At 34.1% G+C, this 21,801-nt stretch carries 20 protein-coding genes and 1 pseudogene; 7 read left to right on the plus strand and 14 right to left on the minus strand.

Going from position 1 to position 21,801, the window contains the following annotated elements; all coding sequences use genetic code 11:
• Window positions 1-145 precede the first annotated feature (145 nt).
• Both HMPREF3265_RS04805 and gltB read right to left on the minus strand, forming a co-directional pair.
• Window positions 146-1,609 (minus strand): glutamate synthase subunit beta, encoded by a 1,464-nt coding sequence (locus tag HMPREF3265_RS04805; RefSeq protein WP_070861061.1) that lies wholly within the window; start codon window positions 1,607-1,609, stop codon window positions 146-148.
• Window positions 1,610-1,627: 18 nt separating this feature from the next.
• Complete coding sequence (gene gltB, locus HMPREF3265_RS04810; protein ID WP_070861062.1) at window positions 1,628-6,148, minus strand: glutamate synthase large subunit; 4,521 nt, start codon at window positions 6,146-6,148, stop codon at window positions 1,628-1,630.
• Window positions 6,149-6,311: 163 nt separating this feature from the next.
• On the opposite strand from gltB, the gene gltC reads away from it, so the two are divergent.
• From gltC to HMPREF3265_RS04825, 3 genes are all read left to right on the plus strand, one after another.
• Complete coding sequence (gene gltC, locus HMPREF3265_RS04815) at window positions 6,312-7,199, plus strand: glutamate biosynthesis transcriptional regulator GltC (protein WP_070861063.1); 888 nt, start codon at window positions 6,312-6,314, stop codon at window positions 7,197-7,199.
• 158 nt (window positions 7,200-7,357) lie between these two features.
• Window positions 7,358-8,440 (plus strand): YibE/F family protein, encoded by a 1,083-nt coding sequence (locus tag HMPREF3265_RS04820; protein ID WP_070861075.1) that lies wholly within the window; start codon window positions 7,358-7,360, stop codon window positions 8,438-8,440.
• Window positions 8,437-9,246, plus strand: a complete 810-nt coding sequence (locus HMPREF3265_RS04825; protein WP_070861064.1) for a YibE/F family protein — start codon at window positions 8,437-8,439, stop codon at window positions 9,244-9,246. The genes HMPREF3265_RS04820 and HMPREF3265_RS04825 overlap by 4 nt, the downstream gene beginning before the upstream one ends.
• A gap of 97 nt (window positions 9,247-9,343) precedes the next feature.
• Here HMPREF3265_RS04825 and HMPREF3265_RS04830 read toward each other — a convergent pair whose 3' ends face one another.
• Window positions 9,344-9,808 (minus strand): GNAT family N-acetyltransferase, encoded by a 465-nt coding sequence (locus HMPREF3265_RS04830; protein WP_070442194.1) that lies wholly within the window; start codon window positions 9,806-9,808, stop codon window positions 9,344-9,346.
• Between the two features lie 7 nt (window positions 9,809-9,815).
• Complete coding sequence (locus tag HMPREF3265_RS04835) at window positions 9,816-10,205, minus strand: NUDIX hydrolase (protein ID WP_037552586.1); 390 nt, start codon at window positions 10,203-10,205, stop codon at window positions 9,816-9,818.
• 128 nt (window positions 10,206-10,333) lie between these two features.
• Here HMPREF3265_RS04835 and HMPREF3265_RS04840 point away from each other — a divergent pair, with 128 nt between their 5' ends.
• A complete protein-coding gene (locus HMPREF3265_RS04840; protein WP_011276795.1) occupies window positions 10,334-10,612 on the plus strand; it encodes a hypothetical protein in 279 nt (92 codons plus the stop codon).
• A gap of 62 nt (window positions 10,613-10,674) precedes the next feature.
• On the opposite strand, the gene HMPREF3265_RS04845 is transcribed toward HMPREF3265_RS04840, so the two are convergent.
• The 3 genes and pseudogenes from HMPREF3265_RS04845 to HMPREF3265_RS04855 all read right to left on the minus strand — a co-directional run bounded on the left by HMPREF3265_RS04845 (window position 10,675) and on the right by HMPREF3265_RS04855 (window position 14,148).
• Window positions 10,675-11,664 carry a LysM peptidoglycan-binding domain-containing protein gene (locus HMPREF3265_RS04845; protein ID WP_070442197.1) on the minus strand — a complete coding sequence of 330 codons (990 nt, stop codon included), beginning with the start codon at window positions 11,662-11,664 and terminating at the stop codon, window positions 10,675-10,677.
• A gap of 438 nt (window positions 11,665-12,102) precedes the next feature.
• The gene (locus HMPREF3265_RS04850) at window positions 12,103-13,248 is read right to left on the minus strand and encodes a bifunctional cystathionine gamma-lyase/homocysteine desulfhydrase (protein ID WP_070861065.1); all 1,146 of its coding nucleotides are present in this window, start codon (window positions 13,246-13,248) and stop codon (window positions 12,103-12,105) included.
• A 2-nt stretch (window positions 13,249-13,250) separates the two neighbouring features.
• Window positions 13,251-14,148: pseudogene (locus tag HMPREF3265_RS04855) on the minus strand (PLP-dependent cysteine synthase family protein).
• Window positions 14,149-14,430: 282 nt separating this feature from the next.
• Here HMPREF3265_RS04855 and HMPREF3265_RS04860 point away from each other — a divergent pair.
• Both HMPREF3265_RS04860 and HMPREF3265_RS04865 read left to right on the plus strand, forming a co-directional pair.
• Window positions 14,431-14,961: a pentapeptide repeat-containing protein gene (locus HMPREF3265_RS04860; RefSeq protein ID WP_070442207.1), complete on the plus strand. Its 531-nt coding sequence runs from the start codon at window positions 14,431-14,433 to the stop codon at window positions 14,959-14,961.
• A gap of 121 nt (window positions 14,962-15,082) precedes the next feature.
• On the plus strand, window positions 15,083-15,622 hold the full coding sequence (locus HMPREF3265_RS04865) for a hypothetical protein (protein ID WP_070861066.1): 540 nt from the start codon (window positions 15,083-15,085) through the stop codon (window positions 15,620-15,622).
• A gap of 52 nt (window positions 15,623-15,674) precedes the next feature.
• On the opposite strand, the gene HMPREF3265_RS04870 is transcribed toward HMPREF3265_RS04865, so the two are convergent.
• On the minus strand, window positions 15,675-17,003 hold the full coding sequence (locus HMPREF3265_RS04870) for a sodium-dependent transporter (protein ID WP_070861067.1): 1,329 nt from the start codon (window positions 17,001-17,003) through the stop codon (window positions 15,675-15,677).
• 149 nt (window positions 17,004-17,152) lie between these two features.
• Here HMPREF3265_RS04870 and HMPREF3265_RS12850 point away from each other — a divergent pair, with 149 nt between their 5' ends.
• Entirely contained in the window at window positions 17,153-17,311 is a 159-nt protein-coding gene (locus tag HMPREF3265_RS12850) for a hypothetical protein (protein WP_240556417.1), read from the plus strand.
• A gap of 484 nt (window positions 17,312-17,795) precedes the next feature.
• Here HMPREF3265_RS12850 and HMPREF3265_RS04880 read toward each other — a convergent pair whose 3' ends face one another.
• From HMPREF3265_RS04880 to HMPREF3265_RS04905, 6 genes are all read right to left on the minus strand, one after another.
• On the minus strand, window positions 17,796-18,044 hold the full coding sequence (locus HMPREF3265_RS04880; protein WP_070861068.1) for a hypothetical protein: 249 nt from the start codon (window positions 18,042-18,044) through the stop codon (window positions 17,796-17,798).
• Between the two features lie 14 nt (window positions 18,045-18,058).
• Window positions 18,059-18,790 carry an alpha/beta hydrolase gene (locus tag HMPREF3265_RS04885; RefSeq protein WP_070861069.1) on the minus strand — a complete coding sequence of 244 codons (732 nt, stop codon included), beginning with the start codon at window positions 18,788-18,790 and terminating at the stop codon, window positions 18,059-18,061.
• 66 nt (window positions 18,791-18,856) lie between these two features.
• Complete coding sequence (locus tag HMPREF3265_RS04890; protein ID WP_070861070.1) at window positions 18,857-19,714, minus strand: patatin-like phospholipase family protein; 858 nt, start codon at window positions 19,712-19,714, stop codon at window positions 18,857-18,859.
• A 32-nt stretch (window positions 19,715-19,746) separates the two neighbouring features.
• On the minus strand, window positions 19,747-20,433 hold the full coding sequence (locus HMPREF3265_RS04895) for a phosphatase PAP2 family protein (protein ID WP_070442221.1): 687 nt from the start codon (window positions 20,431-20,433) through the stop codon (window positions 19,747-19,749).
• Between the two features lie 59 nt (window positions 20,434-20,492).
• Window positions 20,493-21,185 carry a GNAT family N-acetyltransferase gene (locus HMPREF3265_RS04900; protein ID WP_070861071.1) on the minus strand — a complete coding sequence of 231 codons (693 nt, stop codon included), beginning with the start codon at window positions 21,183-21,185 and terminating at the stop codon, window positions 20,493-20,495.
• 199 nt (window positions 21,186-21,384) lie between these two features.
• Window positions 21,385-21,747, minus strand: coding sequence for a Na-translocating system protein MpsC family protein (locus HMPREF3265_RS04905; protein ID WP_011276808.1), 363 nt, complete (start codon window positions 21,745-21,747; stop codon window positions 21,385-21,387).
• Window positions 21,748-21,801 lie beyond the last annotated feature (54 nt).

Below are 21,801 nucleotides of genomic sequence, written 5' to 3' on the forward strand. Positions count from 1 at the left end.
CCGATCCCTTCAGCCGGACTTGGGTATTCCTCCAATGAACACAATAAATATCATATACCACGGTTCATCGGAAGTCAATTACTTTTAAGTTTAAAGTGTAAAAATATCCATTTTATTTTCATTACTATCTTATTTTTAAAGTAACTTACACGAATACCTTTTGTTTCAAGAATTTATCGACAGATTGAGCAACAGCACGTCCTTCTTTAATCGCCCAAACTACAAGACTTTGACCTCTTCTCGCATCCCCAGCGGCAAATATTTTTTCTTTATTAGTGCGATAATCTTTATCGTTGGCGATGATTTTATTTTGTTGTGTAGCAATATCAAAAGTTTTGGGTACTGTAGGTTCGGTACCTTCGAAGCCTATCGATAAAAGAACAAGATCTGCTGGCCAATGTCTTTCAGTTCCATCTACGACAACCATTCCTTCTGGTGTTTCCTCTAAGATTTGTGTATATACACCACGCACATTACCAATATGATCAACATCATATCGCATAGTTTGAACACCATAAGCGCGAGGCTCTCTACCGAAACGTGCTTCATACTCTTTATGAGCATAATCCATTTTGAAAACAGGTAATGCAAGTGGCCACGACGTATTACTTTCAAACGCAATTTCTTCAGGTGCTTTCGTATATTTGTTAAATTGCACAATTGACTTACAATTTTCACGTAAAGCAGTAGCAACACAATCCGCGCCAGTATCACCAGCACCGATGATGATTACATTTTTTCCTTTAGCCGTAATAGTTGGTTCGTCAATTTCACCATTTAGTAATTGAGTCTGCTCGGTTAAATAATCCATAGCAAAGTTAATACCTTGACCCATACGTCCTTCTAATGGCAAGTCACGTGCTTTTTGAGCTCCTGTACATAAGATAATAGCGTCATATGTCTGTTCTAATTCTTCGCGTGAGATATCCAAACCAATGTTGGTATTCGTTTTAAATGTAATACCTGCTTCTGTCATCAGTGTAATACGGCGACGTACAACATCCTTATCTAATTTCATATTGGGAATTCCATACATTAATAAACCACCCGCTTCTGCGGCTCTTTCAAACACCGTCACTTGATAACCCATGTAATTGAGCTCTTCAGCTGCAGAGAGGCCTGCAGGACCACTCCCAACAATCGCTACAGATTGTTCTAACCGTTGCTTAGGATATTTAGGTTTAACCCAACCGTTATCATATGCTTCATCAATAATTGTTCGTTCTATTCCTTTAATTGCGACTGATTCACGATTAATCTTCATAACACAAGATTGTTCGCAAGGTGCAGGACAAACACGTCCTGTAAATTCAGGAAAATTATTTGTTTCACTTAAACGTTGATATGCAGCTTTGAAATCCTGACGATAAACCAAATCATTCCACTCAGGAATATAATTACCAATAGGGCAACCAATGGTTTCTCTACCGAAAGGAAGACCTGTTTGACAGAATGGTGTCCCACAATCCATACATCGCGCGCCTTGAACAGACGCCTCATCACGTGAAAAACGTTGTTGAAACGCATCATGATGTTTTAGGCGTTCAACTAAAGACAGTTCAGATAATGATTGCTTTTCATATTTCATAAATCCTTTAAACTCACCCATAACAGACCTCTCCTTTCTTTAGTAAATAACTGCTGGCTGTAATTCTTGTTCAATTGTCGTACGTTCATCATAGAATGCTGCCAGTTTAGCATCATCAAGTTGTGGTAAACGACGACTTTGTAATTCAATTTTTTGCATCATTAGTTCATAATCTTTTGGAATCACTTTAATAACTTTGTCTGCCACATGTTCAAAATCATTTAAAATCGCCGCTGCTTTTGTACTTTGGGTATAACGATAATGTTCCTCTAACATTGTTTTAAGTAACGCTTTCTCCTTTTTGTGTGTCACTCTCTCAAAAGCTAGGGTTGGTAATTGGTTTTTACGTTTGAATAATTCGAGATTATTTGGAAATACGTAACAAACGCCTCCGCTCATACCTTGACCGAAGTTCTTACCTACATCTCCTAAATTGACTACATGTCCTCCAGTCATATATTCCAAACCATGATCACCGATACCTTCTACTACTACATCAACACCACTGTTTCTAATACAAAAACGTTCGCCAGCACTACCATTAATAAAGGCTTTACCTTTTGAAGCACCATAGAAACATACATTCCCAGCAATAATTTCACGTTCGCGTTGTTTATTTGGTGCCTTAATCACAACAGTACCACCAGATAACCCTTTACCAACGTAATCATTTGCATCACCTGTATGTTGGACTAACAATCCTGATGGTGCGAATGCCGCTAAGCTTTGTCCAGCATGACCATGTGTTTTAGCTACAATTGTCCCCTCTGGTAACCCTTTAATACCGTGACACTGAGTAATGTAACTTCCTGTGATAACACCTACATCTCGTTGTTCATTATTAATCACATAATTTCCTTTAAATAATTTTCCATCCTCAATACTTTGTTTAGCATCTTTATATAGATAATTTAAATCGAAACCTATATCTAAATGATGATTTTGATTAATTTCTTTTGAGTTAGGGCCATCAACTGAATCCAATAACTTATCAATGTCTAGTGTTGCTGCTTTTGATTGTTCATCAATTCGACTTGAGCGTTGTAACAAGTCGGTACGTCCAACCAATTCTTCAACTGTTCGTAGTCCTAACGATGCTAAGACCTCTCTTAACTCTTCAGCAATAAAATGCATAAAGTTAACAACGTGGTCAGCCTTACCTCTAAACAACGCTCTTAAATCTTTGTTCTGAGTCGCTATACCTACTGGACATGTATCATTATGACAAACGCGCATCATGATGCACCCTAAAACAACTAATGGTGCAGTCGCGAATCCAAATTCTTCGGCACCTAGTGCACATGCTAATGCAACATCTCTACCTGTCATCAACTTACCATCTGTTTCTAAACGAACACGACTACGTAAATGATTTAATTTCAATGTTTGATGCGTTTCAGCTAAACCAAGTTCCCAAGGTAAACCGGCGTGTTGAATACTCGTCTTAGGAGATGCACCTGTACCACCATCATATCCACTCACGACGATTTTATCTGCAAATGCTTTAGCGACACCCGATGCAATGGTTCCGATACCTGTTTTCGAAACTAATTTAACTGCTACATCAGCGCTTCTGTTTGCATTCTTTAAGTCATGAATTAATTGTCCTAAGTCTTCAATTGAGTAAATATCGTGATGTGGTGGAGGTGAAATCAATCCTATACCTGGCGTTGAACCTCGTGTCTCAGCAATCCAAGGATATACTTTTGTGCCCGGTAACTGTCCTCCTTCTCCTGGCTTAGCACCTTGAGCAACTTTAATTTGTAACTCTTTTGCATGTTGCAAATAATTACTAGTCACACCAAAACGGCCAGAAGCGACTTGCTTGATAGCGCTTGATAACACACTACCGTCTTCTTGGATTTCATAGCGTTTAGGATTTTCTCCACCTTCACCACTATTACTTTTACCACCTAGTTTATTCATAGCTTGTGCTAATGTTTGATGCGCTTCTTCAGAAATAGAACCATAGCTCATTGCCCCCGTATTAAAGCGTTTAACAATGGTCTCTACTGACTCAACCTCACTAATATGAATCGGCTGCTGTGCTTTAAATTCTAATAAATCACGTAGATGATCATTTCTCTGATCATGTACAGCATTAGAAAAAGATTTAAACTGTGTATAATCATTCTCACGACATGCATGTTGTAACAAATGAATTGTTGTAGGATTAAACACATGATGTTGACCTTGTTGTCGCCATTGGAAGACACTTCCTGAATCTAGGTACTCATTATGTCTTTGTTGACACATTTTATTTTCAGTATCAATTTGTTGAATGCTTAGCCCTGATAACTTAGACTGTGTTCCAGTGAAATAGTCATCAATCACTTCTTGAGATAGACCAACCGCTTCAAAGATTTGAGCCCCTTGATAACTTTGAACAGTAGAGATACCCATCTTCGCCATCACTTTAATAACACCCTCTGATAACACACGTGTATAAGTTTCAACGTTGTCGGAAACGGCGCCTTCTAAACGATGTGTTTCAGTTAAATGTGCAATAGTATGCTGAGCTAGATATGGAATAACAGCATTTGCACCATAGCCTAATAAGCATGCTACATGATGAACTTCACGCGTTTCTCCAGATAGTGCCACTAAGCTAGTATCCATACGTAGACCTTCTCTGATTAATAACTGATGAATATGACTGATAGCTAATAGCATTGGCATAGCGTAGCGTTGTTCTTTCACTTTACTTTCATCATCATTATCAATAAGTTCACTATCATCAAGAACTAATATAGTATGACCATCTCGAGTAGCTTGTATCGCCGCTTCACCCAGCCTTTCCAATGCCTCTTTAAGGTTATCTTGATATAGTGTAGATAAGTGTTTCACGTTAAACTTACTCTGTTTAATCTTATCTAATTGCGTTAAAGTTAGGACAGGTTTTGCCAGTTGAATACGGTCTAATACTGTTTCATCAGGATGGAACAAATTACCTTCTCCACCTAAATAAGATAACTCACTTGTTACTATCTTTTCGCGATAAGCATCAATAGGTGGGTTAGTTACCTGTGCAAATAATTGTTTAAAGTAATTAAATAGGGACTCTGGTCTTTCATTTAATACCGCAAGTGGCGCATCGTAACCCATAGCACCAATTGGATCTTTCTTACCTATCACTAATTCAGACATATATTTATAGATATCTTCTTTCGTATATCCAAATTGACGCTGCAACTTAAATAATGTCTTATTGTTTAATAAAGGTTGATGATACGTTTGGGCTTCTAAGTTTAGGTCCACTTTGTGGCTTTCCAACCATTCTTTGTAAGGATATTGATTGGCAATTCGAACTTTTAATTCATTATTTTCAACCACTTTATGAGACTCAAAGTCTACAAGTAATAACTTCCCAGGATTGAGCTGTCCTTTATAAGCAACATTGTCTTCATGTACATCTACTACACCCACCTCTGATGAAAAAACAATAAAATTATCTTTTGTAATTGTGTAACGACCTGGTCGTAATCCATTTCGGTCAGTTAATGCACCAATTTTATCTCCATTACAGAATGAAATCATCGTTGGTCCATCCCATGGTTCCATTAAATAGCTATAAAACTCATAGAACGCACGAACATTGGCATCATTTTCTTTGTTGTATAACCATGGTTCAGGTATAAGCAACATCGCTGCTTCTTCAGGTTCCATCGCTAATGATAAAAATTCTAACGCATTATCTACAATCGCTGAATCACTACCATCTTCATCAACAATGTTTTGTATTTTAGTATGTTCTTCGCCAAATAATGTTTGAATTAATTGTCTTTGTCGTGCTCTCATCCAATTAACATTACCTTTAATCGTATTAATTTCACCATTGTGCATCAATAATCGGTTTGGATGCGCACGCTTCCAACTCGGGAACGTATTTGTACTAAACCTTGAATGAACAAGTCCTAGTTTAGATTGATAGTCTTCGTGATTTAAATCTAGATATAGTTTCTTAATTTGATCTGAGCGTAACCAACCTTTATAAACAATTGTCTTATGCGATAAACTTGTGAAATAAAGCCCTAAATCTTGTCGTTCTGCATATTGCTCTATTTGCTTTCTCGCTATATACAATGGTTTAACCGGTGTTTCAATAGATCTAATATCAATAAACACTTGTTGAATGTGTGGCATCGTAGACGCAACATGAGGTGCCACTGCATTAACATCGACAGGCACATCACGATAGCCAATTACCTTTAAACCTTCACTTTGAAAGTAGTCATTGAATTGCGTTTCATGTTTCGTACCTTGAATCTTTTCATTAGAGAAAAAAAGACCTACCGCATAATCTCCCTCGTTAGGTAAGTCTAAATTGACATGAGCTTTAAAAAATTGAAATGGTATTTCGGTCATAATACCGGCACCATCACCTGTTATACCATCTGCGCCAACACCGCCACGATGATCAAGACGACGCAACATTTCAAGTGATTTTTCGATGATATCGTGTGACCTTAAATTATTCATGTTTGCGTAAAACCCAATACCGCATGCATCATGTTCCTCGCGGTAATCGTATAATCCTCTTTTTAATTTTTCATCAAACATGATGCCCACTCCTTTTGAGAATTTTCAGAAAATTTACTGTTAATAATAATTAATATAATGTAAAATATTTATCTGAACAATATATTAATTAGATGACTTTATTCTAATAATTAGAATAATTAATACTAATAGGTAAATTTGAAAAGTTGGAAGGGGCATGTATATGGAAATTAAACAATTAAAATATTTTGTAGAAGTAGCACGTAGAGAACACATCTCTGAAGCAGCACTTGAGTTGAACATAGCCCAATCTGCAATAAGTCGGCAAATTACATTATTAGAACAGGAATTGCAAGTAACGTTATTCAATAGACAAGGGAGAAATATTCATTTAACCTCACATGGTAAAGCTTTACTCAATCAAGCTACGCAAATTTTAGAGCAATTAGATGAAACGGTAGCGTTATTTCAACAAACAAATCATAAAAATGCACGTGTTCTGAATATTGGTTTTGAGGAAAGCTATATTTCTCAAATGATTACTGCGATTATCCAAGCATTTGAACGACAATATGATAGCATCATCGTTCCTCATATTATGTCATCACCTGATATTTCCGAGGCACTTTATACTGGCAAAATAGATATTGGCCTAGTTGAAATTAACGCCGAACTTCAGAAGAATACTAATCTATCATTAAAACCATTATTTGAGGAAACATATCATATTTATGTACCTAAAGATGACGTCATTGCTTTATCGATCAATCCTCCGCTAACACAATTTGCCAAAACACAACTATTCACTTTAAAACCTTTGGCATCGACAATTGAAAGTCGTTTACAGCACACTTTAAAGCTGCCAGTTAATATAGTTGGTTCTAAATCTTTAGCGAATTATTTACTTAAACATCAACGTGGTTATGTTATCTTGCCAGATTATTTATCTTTAGAAAATGATAAAGATGAATTATGTGATATTTCGTTAGGCCATACAGAATTAAAGCGATCATTTTGCGCCGTCTTTAAAAAGGATAATAAAAAAGTTGATATACTTAATTTATCGAATTTAATACATCAACTTTTAAGCAAAGTATCTACATACCACTAATGTTATAAAGAGGTATTCGATAAATAAATGGATACTATTTGAATAATAATGCTGAAGAGCGTATAATCACTCTGACTTAATTAAGAATAGAATTTGATTTATAAATGAGGGTTAAATTAGTGAATGCACAAAAACGCAACAATTCTAGTCATCGCGTGATGAATCGCATCATAGTTCTAATTGGTGTACTTATTATCGGTGCTTTTATCTTTACGTTTTTCAATGCTAGTTTCTACAATACACCTATCGGTAAAGTTACTCATGTAGAAACAAGTAACGCTCAAAAGATTGTTGATGAGCAACATAATACAGATTTTAAATACAAACAGCATTTAACAATAAAGATATTAAATGGAAAATTTAAAGGCGAATCAACTACGATAGACAATACATATGTTAAATCTCAAGCAGATTCAGAGCACTTTAGCAAAAATAACAAGGTGCTAATGCATATTCAAAATAGTCCTAAAGATGCAACTATCTTAGAGAAAAAACGCGATAGTTTAACTGTAGCAATCGCAGGTATATTCATTATGTCTCTCTTACTAGTAGGACGTAATGTAGGCTTACAATCTATTCTGTCACTCATCTTTAACACTAGTGCTATCTTGATAGCTATTGCAATTCATGATAAACATCCATCTACTAATCTATTCAATTTGATGAGTGTGGCGATCATTTTCTCCACCATTGTCACGTTATTACTCGTCACTGGTTGGCACATGCGCACTTGGATTACAACAGTCGGTACTTTACTAGGTACATTTTTATGTATTGGTATCACTCAAATTATTATTCAGTTAACCAATGGTGCTGGTATTAAATATGAAACAATGAGTTTTTTAACGCTGCCACCTAAAGATATATTTTTAGCTTCTGTACTTATAGGATCATTAGGTGCAGTGATGGATGTTGCTATTACAATATCAAGCGGTATGTATGAAATATTACAACGTACACCTAACATTTCTTTATCACGTTGGGCTTTAGCAGGTCGTAATATAGGACAAGATATCATGGGTACAATGACGAACATTTTACTTTTCTCTTACTTATCTGGAAGTCTACCGATGTTCTTAATCTATTTAAAAAATGCTAACACATTTACGTATACGATTTCGATGAACTGGTCTTTAGAAATTGTTCGTGCTTTAACTGGTGGTATTGGTATCGTTCTAACGATTCCAATTACAATTAGTTTGATGGTTATGTGGATGAAATGGAAGGGTGTGACAAGATGAATGCAGTCGTCCTACTAGCACTAATTTTATTAATTTTAATGCTCATTTTTGGCGGTAAAAAAGGCTTAATCTCATACTTAACATTATTCTTAAATTTTATTATCCTGCTAATTAGTATTGTGTTCATCTTATTTGGAACACCTATATACCTAGTTTCACTAGTTTTTTGCATTGTCATTGCCGCATGTAACTTATTTATTTTAAATAGTTATAACATTAAGACCAAAGCAGCTTTTATTGCTACAATAATTACTACCATTCTCTTAATAGTCGGTATTTATCTATCAATAAGTATCGGTCACTTACAAGGCTTTACAACAGAACAACAAGACGAAACATATATTTTTTCAATGAATATCGGTATTGATATGGTTCAATTCTCAGTATTTACAGTCATTTTAGCAGTAATTGCAGCGGTCATCGACTTAACCATAACTATAAGTTCTCCAATGTATGAACTTAATGAAACCAACCCCACCCTTTCACGTAAGGCATTGTTCCAATCAGGCATGCGTGTAGGTAGAGAAATTCTAGCAACTTCTGCCAATACGATATATTTAGCTTATTTTGGTGGTCAATTGACATTATTCTTTTGGTTTTTCCAATTACATTATTCTTTCGGACATATCATTAACTCAAAAATATTTGTTCAAGAATTTATTTCTATCTTACTAGGTGGAATTGCCGTAGCGCTTAGTATCCCGATTACGGCATGGATTACAGCTTTATTAATTAAACATCCTAAATTTAATCAAAAGCATTCTGAAATTTCTTCGCAATCCACGGATCAAAATTTTAAAAATTAACTTATAAAAATATAATAGGTGGGACACAGTTCTCTCAAAAATAGCCAGTAAATGAGTCTTGATAAATTCATTCACTGGCTTGTTTATTTATAAGCATCTATATTTTAAAATTCATAACGTAAACTGGTCGCCCTTCTAAAATTGCATCTCCAGTAATAGAATATTGGGCTTGTTTATATAATCCGATGGCTTTGTCGTTGTCAGTATTCACAGTTAATATTATTTCATTAATGTAAGGAAATGTTGACTTTATATAGCTTGGTAGTTGTTGAATCACTGCTTTTCCAAGACCTTGGCCACGATATCGTGCATCCACACTAAATGAACGGAAAAATATAGCTTTATTATTGTCACTATATGATTTAACACCCTGACCTTCATGTAAAGTAAAGAATCCTACACATTGATTATCCCTCATAACAAGAGTCGGGTGACGCTCGTCGTCTCCTTTAGCTAAATCAATATTATGGATAGGTGTCCGAGTGAATTTTCTATCTTCTGGTAATATTTCAAATACATCTAATAACGGGTAATCTTGAATTGAATATGGTCGAATTTCCATGATGCCCCTACTTTCTCTCTGAAAATGTTTCAATCCACTTTATAACAGCGGGTGCTATTAACATTGTTTCAGATTTATCGAACCAACGTATATCAGTAATTTCATTGTCAATTTCAACGTTATTCCAGTCAATTTCTTGTTGAAGTTTAAATCCATTTAGTTCTGTTAGCATGTTCGTTTGCGGGTATGCGTCTCCTATGACCGTTCCAATATATGTGAAATCCTCTTGTGGAAACTCTAATTGTAGTTCCTCTTTTACTTCCCTTTGTATCGCTTCTAATTGCGTTTCACCTTCATCAATTTTACCACCCGGGAAATAATACTTCTCTCTATTTCTTACTTGTACTAATAAGATTTGGTTCTCTGTTTCCTCCACTAAACAAACACACTTTATCATATAATCACACCTTTTTAACGAAATGTTTTGTACTTCAAAAATATATGTTATTTTAGTATGATGTTAACATATAATAATATACTAAATGATTATTTGATGACATTTAGATATTTCGGAGGGTATTATTCATGGCAAAAAAATCAAAATTAACGCGCGTTTCAAATTTAGTTAGTACAGCAGGCTTTATCGTAGATGGTTATAACGGTATTAAATTCGACGCGAAAAATAAAAATCTAGTTTATTTATCTTTAGGCCTAAGCACTGTAGGCACACTCTTAGATTTCGTAGTATCAATGAAATCTCCTTACAAATTCCGTAAGCTAACGTCATTCGTATCATTCATTATTAATGTTACACGTTTAGCTTCAAGCTTTAGAAAAGTTAAAGAAGACTATAATTTCCAATAAGATAAAAAAGCTAATCAAAAGAAGTAAAGTATACTTCCTTTTGATTAGCTTTTTTTGATAAATTAATGAATAAATTTATAATTGCGTACTTGATAAGCAGGGATTGTACGATATGTTAAAATACCTGGACTCGCACTAAAGTTCATTTCTGAAACTAAAATACTACCATTGCTATTAACACGTTCTACAAATGCTACATGACCATAATAACCGGCATCTGATTGTGCAATTGAACCTACTGTTGGGTTACCATCAATACGATACCCATCTCTAGCTGCAGCATTATCCCAGTTATTAGCATTCCACCAATAAGTACTAATACCTTTTCCAATAGCAGCACGACGATTAAACACATGCCATGTACATTGTCCCCAATCATATAAATTTCTATGATTAAATACTGGTGATGAATAATACGTTGATTGTGCTGAACGCGTTGAGTAAGTGTTTGAAGAAGCTGAACCACTAATTCTTAATTTTTGACCAGGATAAATAAAGAAATTATTTAATCCATTTAATCTCATAATATGTTGATATGTTGTACCATATCGGCTAGCAATAGATGATAGTGAATCCCCATAACGTACTGTATAAGTACTTGATGAACCACCACTATTTGAATTATAACTTGAGTGTGAATTTGAACTTACAGACCCAGATACTTTTAATTGTTGACCAGGGAAAATTAAAAAGCTATTTAATCCATTTAAATTCATAATATGACGATATGTTGTACCATATCGACTAGCGATAGATGATAAACTATCCCCTGCTCTAACAGTATATGTACTACTTGAATTACCGTAATTTGAACGACTTGAATAATTAGAAGATCCCGAAACTTTTAATACTTGGTTTGGAAAAATAAGATTTGATGATAAGCCATTTAATGATTTTAATTTAGATACAGTGATACCATAATGGTGTGAAATAGACCATAAAGATTCACCACTTCGAACTGTGTGCGTTGTTGATGCTTCAGCTTGATGAGCAAATAATGTACTAAGTGCTCCTGTCCCTAATACTGCTGTTGCTAGAATTTTTTTATTCATACAAAGCGCCTCCTTAATCTTATGCTTGTTCATTGGGTTACTTACCACTTACTTCTAGTTGTACCAGACACTCATCTGTATTAAATCTTTATTACATACTTCTTTCTTTTATCCGTTCAAGTAGTGTACTTATACTAAATTAATACAATTCGACATGATATTCCATTTCAATTTGATTACATATCTATGAATTTTTTGTACACTACTTTTGAATTTTAAATAATATGCATAGAAATATAATTTACTTTTCATAAGTGTATAACACATTCTCAACTATTGAGATTTAACTTTTATTTAAAATTAATAGGGTGGAACAAAATTGATTGTCCCACCCCTATATGGTTGATTCTAACTGAGAAAAGATACCTTCTATCCTCAGTCAGTTAATTCTAACTATAATGTAGAATTAAAATATTATTTTGTCTTAACTCATTTGATTTAGTTCAAAGTATCAATGGCTTGTTTTAAGTCTTCAACTAAATCATCTGTATCTTCAATACCGATTGATAAACGTACGAGTCCATCAGTGATACCTTCTTTAGCACGGACATCAGCAGGGATAGATGCATGTGTCATTAAAGCAGGTACTGAAATTAAACTTTCAACTGCACCTAAACTTTCAGCTAATGTGAAGTAGTTTGTTTTACGAATAAGTTGTTTTGCTGCTTCAGTATCTTTTACTTCAAAAGCAACCACGCCTGTATGACCACTTGCTTGAGCGGCATGAATATCATGGTTTAAATGGTCTTTAATACTTGGATGGAATACTTGTTGAACTGATGGATGATTTTGTAACATTTCAACAATAGCTTCAACATTACGATTAATTTGTTCCATACGTAATCCTAATGTTTTAATACCACGAACTAATAAATAACTATCTTGTGGTCCAAGAACACCACCTGTTGAATTTGAAATAAAGGCTAAACGTTCTCCTAACTCGTCATCTGCAGTTGCAACCAAACCAGCTACAACATCACTATGACCACCAATATATTTAGTAGCTGAATGTAAAACAATATCAATACCGAAGTCTAATGGATTTTGATAGTAAGGTGTCATAAATGTATTATCTACTACTGAAATTAAATTATTATCTTTTGCAATTTCTGCTGTACGTTTAATATCTGTTACACGTAATAATGGATTTGATGGTGTTTCTACATATAACATTTTAGTTTCTGGTTTAATATAGTCTTTGACATTTTCAATATGAGTTGTATCTACGAAATCAACATCGATGCCATAACGTGTAAATACTTTAGTTAATGCACGATAAGTTCCACCATACACATCAGAATTTAAAATAAGATGATCACCTTTATCTAACAACATGATGACCGCACTGATAGCCGCCATACCTGAACCAAAAGCAAAACCATGTTTACCATTTTCTAAATTAGCAATAACACTTTCAATCGCTGTACGTGTTGGGTTAGCTGTACGAGAGTACTCGTATCCCTGTCTTAAGTCACCAATCTCGTCTTGTAAATACGTACTTGTTTGGTAAATAGGTGTCGTAACTGCACCTGTAAAGTCATCTGTTGTATGTCCACCATGAATCATTTGTGTTTTTTTCTTCATCATTATTCTCCTTTGTATTCAAATATTTTTTTCGACATATATCGATCGCTTCCATCTGGAAAAATGGTTACAATAACGCCCTTTTCGATTTGATTTTTAATGTCTAAAGCACCTTGTAAAGCAGCGCCTGATGAGCTACCTACTAATAATCCTTCTTGTTGTGCTAAACGTTTAACATTGTCAAAGCCATCTTTATCACTTACTGTAATAATTTGATCTACTAAACTTCGTTCCAAAAAGATGGGCCATTGTTCTGAACCAATACCTTCAATATCATGTGAATGTGCTTCGCCACCATTTAATATTGAGCCTTCTGGTTCAACAATCACATTCTTTACACTATATTGTTTAAGATGTTGTGCAACGCCTGTAAACGTACCTCCTGAACCCACGCCTGCAACAAAGTAGTCTATGTTTGGCAAAGTATCAGTCAGTTGTTTACCTAACGTATGCGTATATGCCGCTGGATTATGTTCCGTTTCAAATTGGTTCATATATATCGCCCCAAATTCTTGGGCGTAGCTTCTTGCTTTAGTTTGTGCACCAATCATGCCTTCATCTTTAGGCGTACGTTTAATATCTGCGCCTAATGCACGCATAATTGATTTTTTTTTCTTCAGAAAAGCCCTCTGGCGCAAAAATAACACATTTTAAATGATACCGATTGGCAGCAATTACAAGTCCTATTCCAGTATTTCCTGCTGTAGCTTCAACAATCGTAGCCCCCGAAGAAACTCGACCTTCTTTTATGGCTGTTTCAACAAGGTATTTACCTAGTCTATCTTTCACACTACCACCTGGATTGAATTGCTCTAATTTAGCATAAATCTGAACGTTCTCATCGCTAAAACTTTCCAGTAATACGAGTGGTGTTTGTCCTATTAAGTCAAATGCAATCATATTAATTATCTAAAGCGCTCTTACTCGCTTTGACTCAACCTACCTTCTGTTTATAGTATTCATCAACCCCAAATTTTGTTTGTAATCCTTACATAATCACTATGAATTATACGATAATCTTTAGATTTATGCAAAACTGCAAATTTTAAACTTTTTTATGTAATGATACATGTATCTAAGAACTCAATAACTATCGTTCAACTTAATACTCGTGTTACGATAATATCGATGCAAACGCAATAATTGATTATACGTATTAATAATACTTAAAGGAGAATCGTAATGACATCAAAAGCCGATTTATCTCTATCTGTGTTTACTAATGAACACTATAAAAGCAAAAAATATACCAATAGTACCTTTAGAAACGCTATGTACGACGATTTAGAAATTAATAAGAGTTATTTTAAAAACTGCGACTTTTCTGAGGGCATATTTAAAAATGTTCATACCGTGTCTAACACTAAATTAATTAATTGTGACTTTAGCAGTAGTATTTTTGTAAACATTAATTTCTTTAAAACTCTAATGAGTAAAGTAAACTACAGTGTAACTACATTCGATGATAGTCAATTCAACACACTAACTATAGAACAGACTTTCTTCAAAGACTGTAGCTTACGCAACGTCACTTTCAACGATGTTGTTTTAAAGAAAGTCGTGTTTGAAAATGTCGCATTAGATTTATGTAACCTAGACAATGTTAAAATTAAAGATTGTGTTTTTAAAAATGTTTCAATCAACAATTCAGCAATTTCTGAGAAAGTGATGAAAGAATTACGCAAACAAGACGTTCGTTTTGAAAACATGTAATCCTACTGTTTCCCATTTATATCATTTCTAACTTATCCCTTTTTAATATCAAAACTGATATGTTTTAGATGTAGTGTTAAAAGGAATAAAGTATCAAAGTATCTTAAGGGGGGAATGATTGATGTCTACACATGAAAATGATTACTATGAAGCATTTGAATCGAGTAAACTTAACCGTGAAGATTTAATGGATTTAAGCGAGTTAAGACAACAAGTTGACGCATTTAAAACAAATAATAATGATTCAGAATTAAAAGAACATATTGCTTCAGAATTAATTAAGTGGAAAGAGTATGTACGAGATCAATATAGACCAGAAGATCCAGCTGAACAGTCAAGATTGTCTAATATTGCTGATAAAGTTCAAGGTGATATAGACTCAGCTTTTGAATATAATGATGGCTCAAAAATATTTGCTTTTTTAGAGGCTTCTTATCAAAGAAGTAAGGAAGATTTAGTGTACGGTCGTACGTTAATCCTTTTTTCTGAAAAAGATACAATAAAAAGAGCACTTTCATTCTTTGACTCTGATGAGGAAAACCATAAACTTGCTGACTTTATTGTTTCTAAAAATATTGAAATTGGTAAAGAAATCATGTCTGAAGATTATTTAGAGTTATTAGAAATTGAACGAGATTATATAAATGCTCGTTTCAAGTAGTAAAAAAGGTTAGCCACATATGTGTGACTAACCTTTTTATATTGTATGATCTTTAGAATAATTGAACGATGAACACGAGTATAATAACGACTGGCATGACGAATTTAATTAAAAAATACCATGGCGCAAAGAATTTAAACTTGTCGCGACCGAAACTTTCTTTTAAAGCTTCTTTATCTAATAATTGCCCTACTACTAATGTTGTCCCAAGTGCGCCTAAAGGCATTAAAATATTTGAAACTATGAAATCCATATTATCAAAAATAGTTCCTGCACCAAATTTAACAGCACTTAAACTACTAAATGATAGCGTAGCTGGAATACTAATAATTAATACCAATATACTTGCGATAAATGCTATAGATTTACGCTTAGAATTATCATTTTTAGTGAAATTAGATACGTTTAATTCTAATAGCGAAATAGACGAAGTTAATGCAGCAAATAAGAATAGGATTAAGAATATGAAATAAAACATAACGCCAAAGCCCATTTGACTAAATACTAACGGTAAAACTTTAAATAATAGCCCTGGCCCCTCCTGAGGTTCGTATCCAAAAGTTTTTAAAGCTGGGAATATGGCTAAACCAGCTAATACAGATACTAAAATATTCATGATTACTATTGAAATAGCTGATGACTTTATTGTCATTTCTTTTGGCGCATAACTTGCATAAGTAATCATCCCAGTTGTTCCCAATGATAACGTAAAGAATGACTGACCTAACGCAAATAGAATCCCTTCCATTGAAATATCTTCTAGACGTGGCTGTAGAATATAACGCACGCCGTCTATCGCGCCGTCTAAAGTTAAAGATTTGACTACCACGATAATTAAAAAGATAAATAATAATGGCATCATTACTTTAGATGCTTTTTCTAACCCTTTTTCAACGCCTAACATGACGATAATCATTGTTAAAAAGATAAAAATCCCCTGACCAAGAACCGTTAGCCACGGATTACTAATAATTGCTTCAAAATTAATGGTTGTTAGTGTCGTTTTCTCAATGGATAACATTTGTAAAATGACATTACCGATATATATAATGATCCATCCACCAATAACACTATAAAATCCAAATAATATAAATACTGCTAAATTACCATTCCATCCAATAATATTTAGCCATTTCTTACCAGTTAACTTACTATATATTTGAGTAGTGTAAGTACGTCCCATCTTACCTACTGTAAATTCCATAATTAATAGCGGTAACCCTACAAATATAGTAAATATTAAGAATAAAAGTAAAAAAGCCCCACCACCATAAATGCCTGCCATATACGGAAACTTCCACATTGCTCCTAGTCCTATTGCCGATCCCGCACTGGCTAGAATAAATCCGGTTGATGTCTTCCATTGTGACTCTTTGCTCAATTCATCCACTCCCTTTAACGCGTTAAAGCGTTTATGCACTTAAGTAATACTTTAACACGTCTTTCTTATAAGTGCAATATACATAGATTTTTTATTTTTTATCTTTATAGTAAAATTTAACTAATATTGATTGCCTAAGGGGGGATATAATGAGTTTACTTCATAAAAGAATTAAAGCTAATTATTGGAAAGGCGTAGAAGCTGTATGGGGCCACATTGTATTTATGGATGATGGATTTAGATTTACTCCTCACTCATTTAACATTCAAGCTGATTCAGTCTTCGTACCTTATCAACATATTCAATAAATTTCGAAAGTTAATACTTTATTCGTTGTCCCAAATGGTGTCAAAATAATTGATAAGGACAAAAATGTTCATAAAATAGTTGTTAATCAACGAGGAAAAATCATTGAATTTCTAAACGAAATGAAGTGATTAGTATTAGGTATAATGATATTCATTGTCTTATACTTAGTTAAACTAAATTATCAATAGGAGCACAATATTTAAATTTATAGATCAAGACGTTGTGCATTTTGTAGCATAAAAAAGAGCCTAGGACATAAATCAATGTTCAGGCTAAAATTACATATTGGCAGTAGTTGACTGAATTAAAAATGCATTCGTAAAAAGCTTTTTAATTCTAGTCAGCATTGCCTGGCAGGCGAGGCCCCAGCAAAGAGAATCTCTTAAAAAAATTCTCTTTGCTGGGGATACAACGAAATAAATTTTGGAAAATATTATTTCTGTCCTGCTCCTTCTATTTACATTAGTTACGCTAATAATTAAATTAACCATTAAAATCGTACATTACGTTTTGTCCCTCAGTAACTTCTTGAATACTCAAACTTTCAATATGATCAACATTGATATAATGAGATTGTTGGCCATCTTTTAAAAATAAATAAGCAAGTTCATCAAATTCATCAATAAGACGTTGAATACATGCATCTTTATCAGGACCATTTTCAAAAGTTTTAAATTCAGTATAATTTTTTCCAGATGTTGTTATATAAGTTAGTAAAAATGTACGTTTCATCACATTCGCTCCACTCAATTAGTCATGAAAAATTCTGCAATTTGTGTTTCTACTTTATCACTGCCTTCACCATGCGTCATGAGATGCTTGCATAAAGGATGACTTGTTAAACCTTTATCTTCACTATTAATGTGCTCATAAATATAATGTGCACTATCTTGATAAGATTGTTCATCTTTTTCTCCATAAAGAATTCTCGCTGGTGTCTTGATATCGCCTAAATGAGCAGTAATATTGGAAATGAAATCTTTGAATACACGAACACTTGGGCGATAGTTCTCTATATGATTAAACTGTGCCTGTGAAACATCACTATCTAAATTCATTAACTCATTCATGCGCTGACCATAGCGTTCCATACGCCATACTATACCAGCTTCTTCTTTTTCACTTGGTGCTGACATAACCGCAATTTTCGCTACATCTACCGTTTCAGCTAATTTCAATGTGAATAATCCGCCCAATGATACGCCTGTTGCATAAATGGTTTCATACCCTTCATCTTTCAAGTATTGATAACCATTTAATACATCATTCCACCAATCGTGAACAGTAAATTGCGTAAACTGATCTAGTGGTAATCCATGTCCTTTATAATTAGGTGCGTAACATGTATAACCCTCTTGATTAAGTTTTTGTGCTAAGGGTTTCACATCACGAATCGTTCCAGTAAATGAATGAAGCAATAAGACCGCTTCTTTACGTGTCCCCTTTAAATTAATTGGGCGTGGTGATTTTACTTTCATTCTTACTCTCTCCTTATTCTAAAATTAGCATATTATAATACTGCGCGTAGCCTTAAAATCTTCAAATCATTCAACCCACTCGCAAAATTCCAGATGAATACGTTGTGCAAGTAACTTTCCTTGCTCATAACCAGCATTGCCAATTTTTAGTATGTTATTGGGATTATAAATGTTATCTCCAATTTCAGCTCTACTCTTACTATCTGGACTAATTACTAAAACATGACTATGCTCGCTTAATAATTTCGCATCATCAAATGCACCTGGCATCATACCTAAACCATCTGCTATCGGCGCTAAAATAATAATACTGTCTGCACCTTTAGCTAACATAGCATTTGTCGGAGAAACCATACCTCCATCAATCCAATCATGATTGTTCAAACGTATATGTGGCCAAATGCCAGGTACTGCACCACTCGCTGTCACGGCTTCCTCAAGTGTTACATTGCTGTGTGAATGAAATGTAGCGACTTCTCCTGTCTTAGCATTCATAGCAGTAATTTCTAAATTATCATGACACCCTACATCACCTAAACGTTGACGAATGGCTTGTTTACGTTTAGTTAAATCAACATGTGAAGGTCGCGTATATACAATATCACCCATCATTTGACCTACTTTAGTCGCATCATCACGTCCTACGATAAATGCTTTCTGCCATAACCGATAAATATCTGAAGAAAGCTTCGCATGATCACTATCATCTATTCGTTCATTTAGCTCATAGTAATATGTACGCATATCATAACCGTTAGCTAGTACTGCACCTACAAACGAACCTGCAGATGTGCCTATGATTCTATCTGCCAACTCTAAACCTACACCACTTTCAATCAATCCAGCTAACACGCCAGATTCCCAAGCAATTCCTGTAATTCCGCCTCCGCCAAGAACTAAAGTACGTTCCTTATCTTTTGACATTGCCATCTCCCCTTTGTAAAAAAGATATTGAACTATTTATTATTAGGCTTATTACGTAAATTAAGATAAAACAATGGTAATATCATTAAAAACAATGCTACCCAAATGATACCTAGTGTAACGCCTCCAACTACATCTGTAATATAATGCGCATGAAAATATAGTCGGCAACACAGCACACCTATCCAAATGATAATAGTGATAATACTGGCTATTATCCTTATTGCTTTGAATTTTATTAAAGGAATTAAAATAATTAACAATATTAAAGCAAGTAACGTACTTGCATTAGAATGCCCACTTGGAAATGAATATCCGTGGTCTCGCATCAAATGATTAAATGGACGTTGTCTCTCGATGAGTTGTTTAATTAAATAATTTAATAACGTACCACTCGTTATAGTTAACATCATCCAAATTGAGAATTTATAATGTTTAAACAATAAAACAATTGCTAAAAATAGTGTGATATAGATAACTGACTTTACTTCTCCTATCTCAGCACAAAAAGTCATGAAATTATGCCAAATACCATCGCCGTATTTACGTTGCGGCATACCAAAATAATCTGTCAGCCAATGTAAAGAACCTATATCGATATTTTGAACCAATAATGTATCGTGAATTACATTTATTGCAACAACGACAAAAATAATTAACCCGATCATGAACATAGGCACCGTCATCTTAGGTGAAATTCCACTTATTTGTTTATTCATACGCTCACCAGTCCCTAATTTCATTATTTTCAAAAATAATTAAACATGTATTTTACTTATTAAAAGTCATTTAAATGTTTAATTTGTTGTCCCTCCTGATCAAAATTAGATGGTTTAAGCCAGTGTTCAAATCTTGCTTTTACATCTGGCCACTCACTATCCAACATTGAGAACCAAGCAGTATCACGATTACGACCTTTACAAATATTAGATTGTCTAAATAATCCTTCGTATGTAAATCCAAATCGTTGCGCAGCATGTTTGGAAGGTGCATTTAAGTTATCACATTTCCATTCATATCGTCTGTAGCCTAACGTTTCGAACACGTATTTCGCTAACAAATATTGAGTTTCTGTAGCCACACGTGTCTTCTTTAACGTTTTAGAGTAGATAATATTGCCTACTTCTATAGACCCTTGTTCTGGATTTATACGCATTAATGCTAGAATACCTAAAGGTTTTTGTTGCACATTATCTAAAATCGTAAAGAAATATTTATCTTTACTATCAATAAGTTGTTTAATGTATTGTTCAAATTCAGTCTTAGAATCAAAAGGGCCCTCATAAAGATACGTCCAAATGCGTCTCGATTCAACATCACATAGAACGTCATATAAATTATTTATGTGTTCAATACTCAGCTTTGTTAGCCTTCCATAACTGCCCTCTAGCGTTTGTGCATCAGGAAAAGACGGCGTCACAAAATCATCTAATGCTTCTCCAATTGGTTGCTTAAACTCATTTACGCGCATCACTTTCAACTCCTAGATTCTCTTTGTGTAAATTGTACACTAATCCAATAAAATAATCTCTTAATTAGAAATGTTTAAATATAAATGGATAATTCATTAATTAAAACGCTTATACGTAAAAGCACCCTACAAAGTCAGCATAATAATCTAACTTTTAGGGTGCCTCTTTAAAATTGTATTAACATTAACGACATTGAGTTTAAAGTTGCTTTTCCAAATTAGTATCTAGTTTAAATACAATCACTCGTTCGCCTGTAATCGTACTTAAATCACTATGGAAACTACTCACACTGACGCCAGTAATATCTAAGATTAATTGCATCAAATCATCTTGTCCTGACTCCACAAGTTCCGAACGCGTACGTTTAATGTTAAGTAGGCCTTCTTGTGTCTTGCATACTCGATATTCTGCAGGAGTTAATACGCCTTGTAAGTTGACGATAATCATATCGCGTAGTATATCAGTTTTTACTGAAAGCGAACCACGTCCGAGAAAATCCTTTTCCCATTGTGTAATTGCCTTACTAATCTCTGCCTCATAAGCACCTTTAGATTTAGCCATGATTAATCATTTATCTCCTATTAATTGATTAACCTTATTTTATCACTTTTTCCG

Source organism: Staphylococcus sp. HMSC62B09, from assembly GCF_001839115.1.
GTDB classification, from domain to species: domain Bacteria; phylum Bacillota; class Bacilli; order Staphylococcales; family Staphylococcaceae; genus Staphylococcus; species Staphylococcus haemolyticus.

What these genes read in the sequence shown, in the direction of transcription:
- HMPREF3265_RS04895 (WP_070442221.1), bottom strand. Translation starts at nt 20,433, where the DNA reads ATGAATAAACAAATAAGTGGAATTTCACCTAAGATGACGGTGCCTATG.
- HMPREF3265_RS04900 (WP_070861071.1), bottom strand. Translation starts at nt 21,185, where the DNA reads ATGCGCGTAAATGAGTTTAAGCAACCAATTGGAGAAGCATTAGATGAT.
- HMPREF3265_RS04845 (WP_070442197.1), bottom strand. Translation starts at nt 11,664, where the DNA reads ATGAATAAAAAAATTCTAGCAACAGCAGTATTAGGGACAGGAGCACTT.
- HMPREF3265_RS04860 (WP_070442207.1), top strand. Translation starts at nt 14,431, where the DNA reads ATGACATCAAAAGCCGATTTATCTCTATCTGTGTTTACTAATGAACAC.
- HMPREF3265_RS04890 (WP_070861070.1), bottom strand. Translation starts at nt 19,714, where the DNA reads ATGTCAAAAGATAAGGAACGTACTTTAGTTCTTGGCGGAGGCGGAATT.
- gltC (WP_070861063.1), top strand. Translation starts at nt 6,312, where the DNA reads ATGGAAATTAAACAATTAAAATATTTTGTAGAAGTAGCACGTAGAGAA.
- gltB (WP_070861062.1), bottom strand. Translation starts at nt 6,148, where the DNA reads ATGTTTGATGAAAAATTAAAAAGAGGATTATACGATTACCGCGAGGAA.
- HMPREF3265_RS12850 (WP_240556417.1), top strand. Translation starts at nt 17,153, where the DNA reads ATGAGTTTACTTCATAAAAGAATTAAAGCTAATTATTGGAAAGGCGTA.
- HMPREF3265_RS04830 (WP_070442194.1), bottom strand. Translation starts at nt 9,808, where the DNA reads ATGGAAATTCGACCATATTCAATTCAAGATTACCCGTTATTAGATGTA.
- HMPREF3265_RS04865 (WP_070861066.1), top strand. Translation starts at nt 15,083, where the DNA reads ATGTCTACACATGAAAATGATTACTATGAAGCATTTGAATCGAGTAAA.
- HMPREF3265_RS04840 (WP_011276795.1), top strand. Translation starts at nt 10,334, where the DNA reads ATGGCAAAAAAATCAAAATTAACGCGCGTTTCAAATTTAGTTAGTACA.
- HMPREF3265_RS04835 (WP_037552586.1), bottom strand. Translation starts at nt 10,205, where the DNA reads ATGATAAAGTGTGTTTGTTTAGTGGAGGAAACAGAGAACCAAATCTTA.
- HMPREF3265_RS04805 (WP_070861061.1), bottom strand. Translation starts at nt 1,609, where the DNA reads ATGGGTGAGTTTAAAGGATTTATGAAATATGAAAAGCAATCATTATCT.
- HMPREF3265_RS04850 (WP_070861065.1), bottom strand. Translation starts at nt 13,248, where the DNA reads ATGAAGAAAAAAACACAAATGATTCATGGTGGACATACAACAGATGAC.
- HMPREF3265_RS04825 (WP_070861064.1), top strand. Translation starts at nt 8,437, where the DNA reads ATGAATGCAGTCGTCCTACTAGCACTAATTTTATTAATTTTAATGCTC.
- HMPREF3265_RS04880 (WP_070861068.1), bottom strand. Translation starts at nt 18,044, where the DNA reads ATGAAACGTACATTTTTACTAACTTATATAACAACATCTGGAAAAAAT.
- HMPREF3265_RS04885 (WP_070861069.1), bottom strand. Translation starts at nt 18,790, where the DNA reads ATGAAAGTAAAATCACCACGCCCAATTAATTTAAAGGGGACACGTAAA.
- HMPREF3265_RS04820 (WP_070861075.1), top strand. Translation starts at nt 7,358, where the DNA reads ATGAATCGCATCATAGTTCTAATTGGTGTACTTATTATCGGTGCTTTT.
- HMPREF3265_RS04905 (WP_011276808.1), bottom strand. Translation starts at nt 21,747, where the DNA reads ATGGCTAAATCTAAAGGTGCTTATGAGGCAGAGATTAGTAAGGCAATT.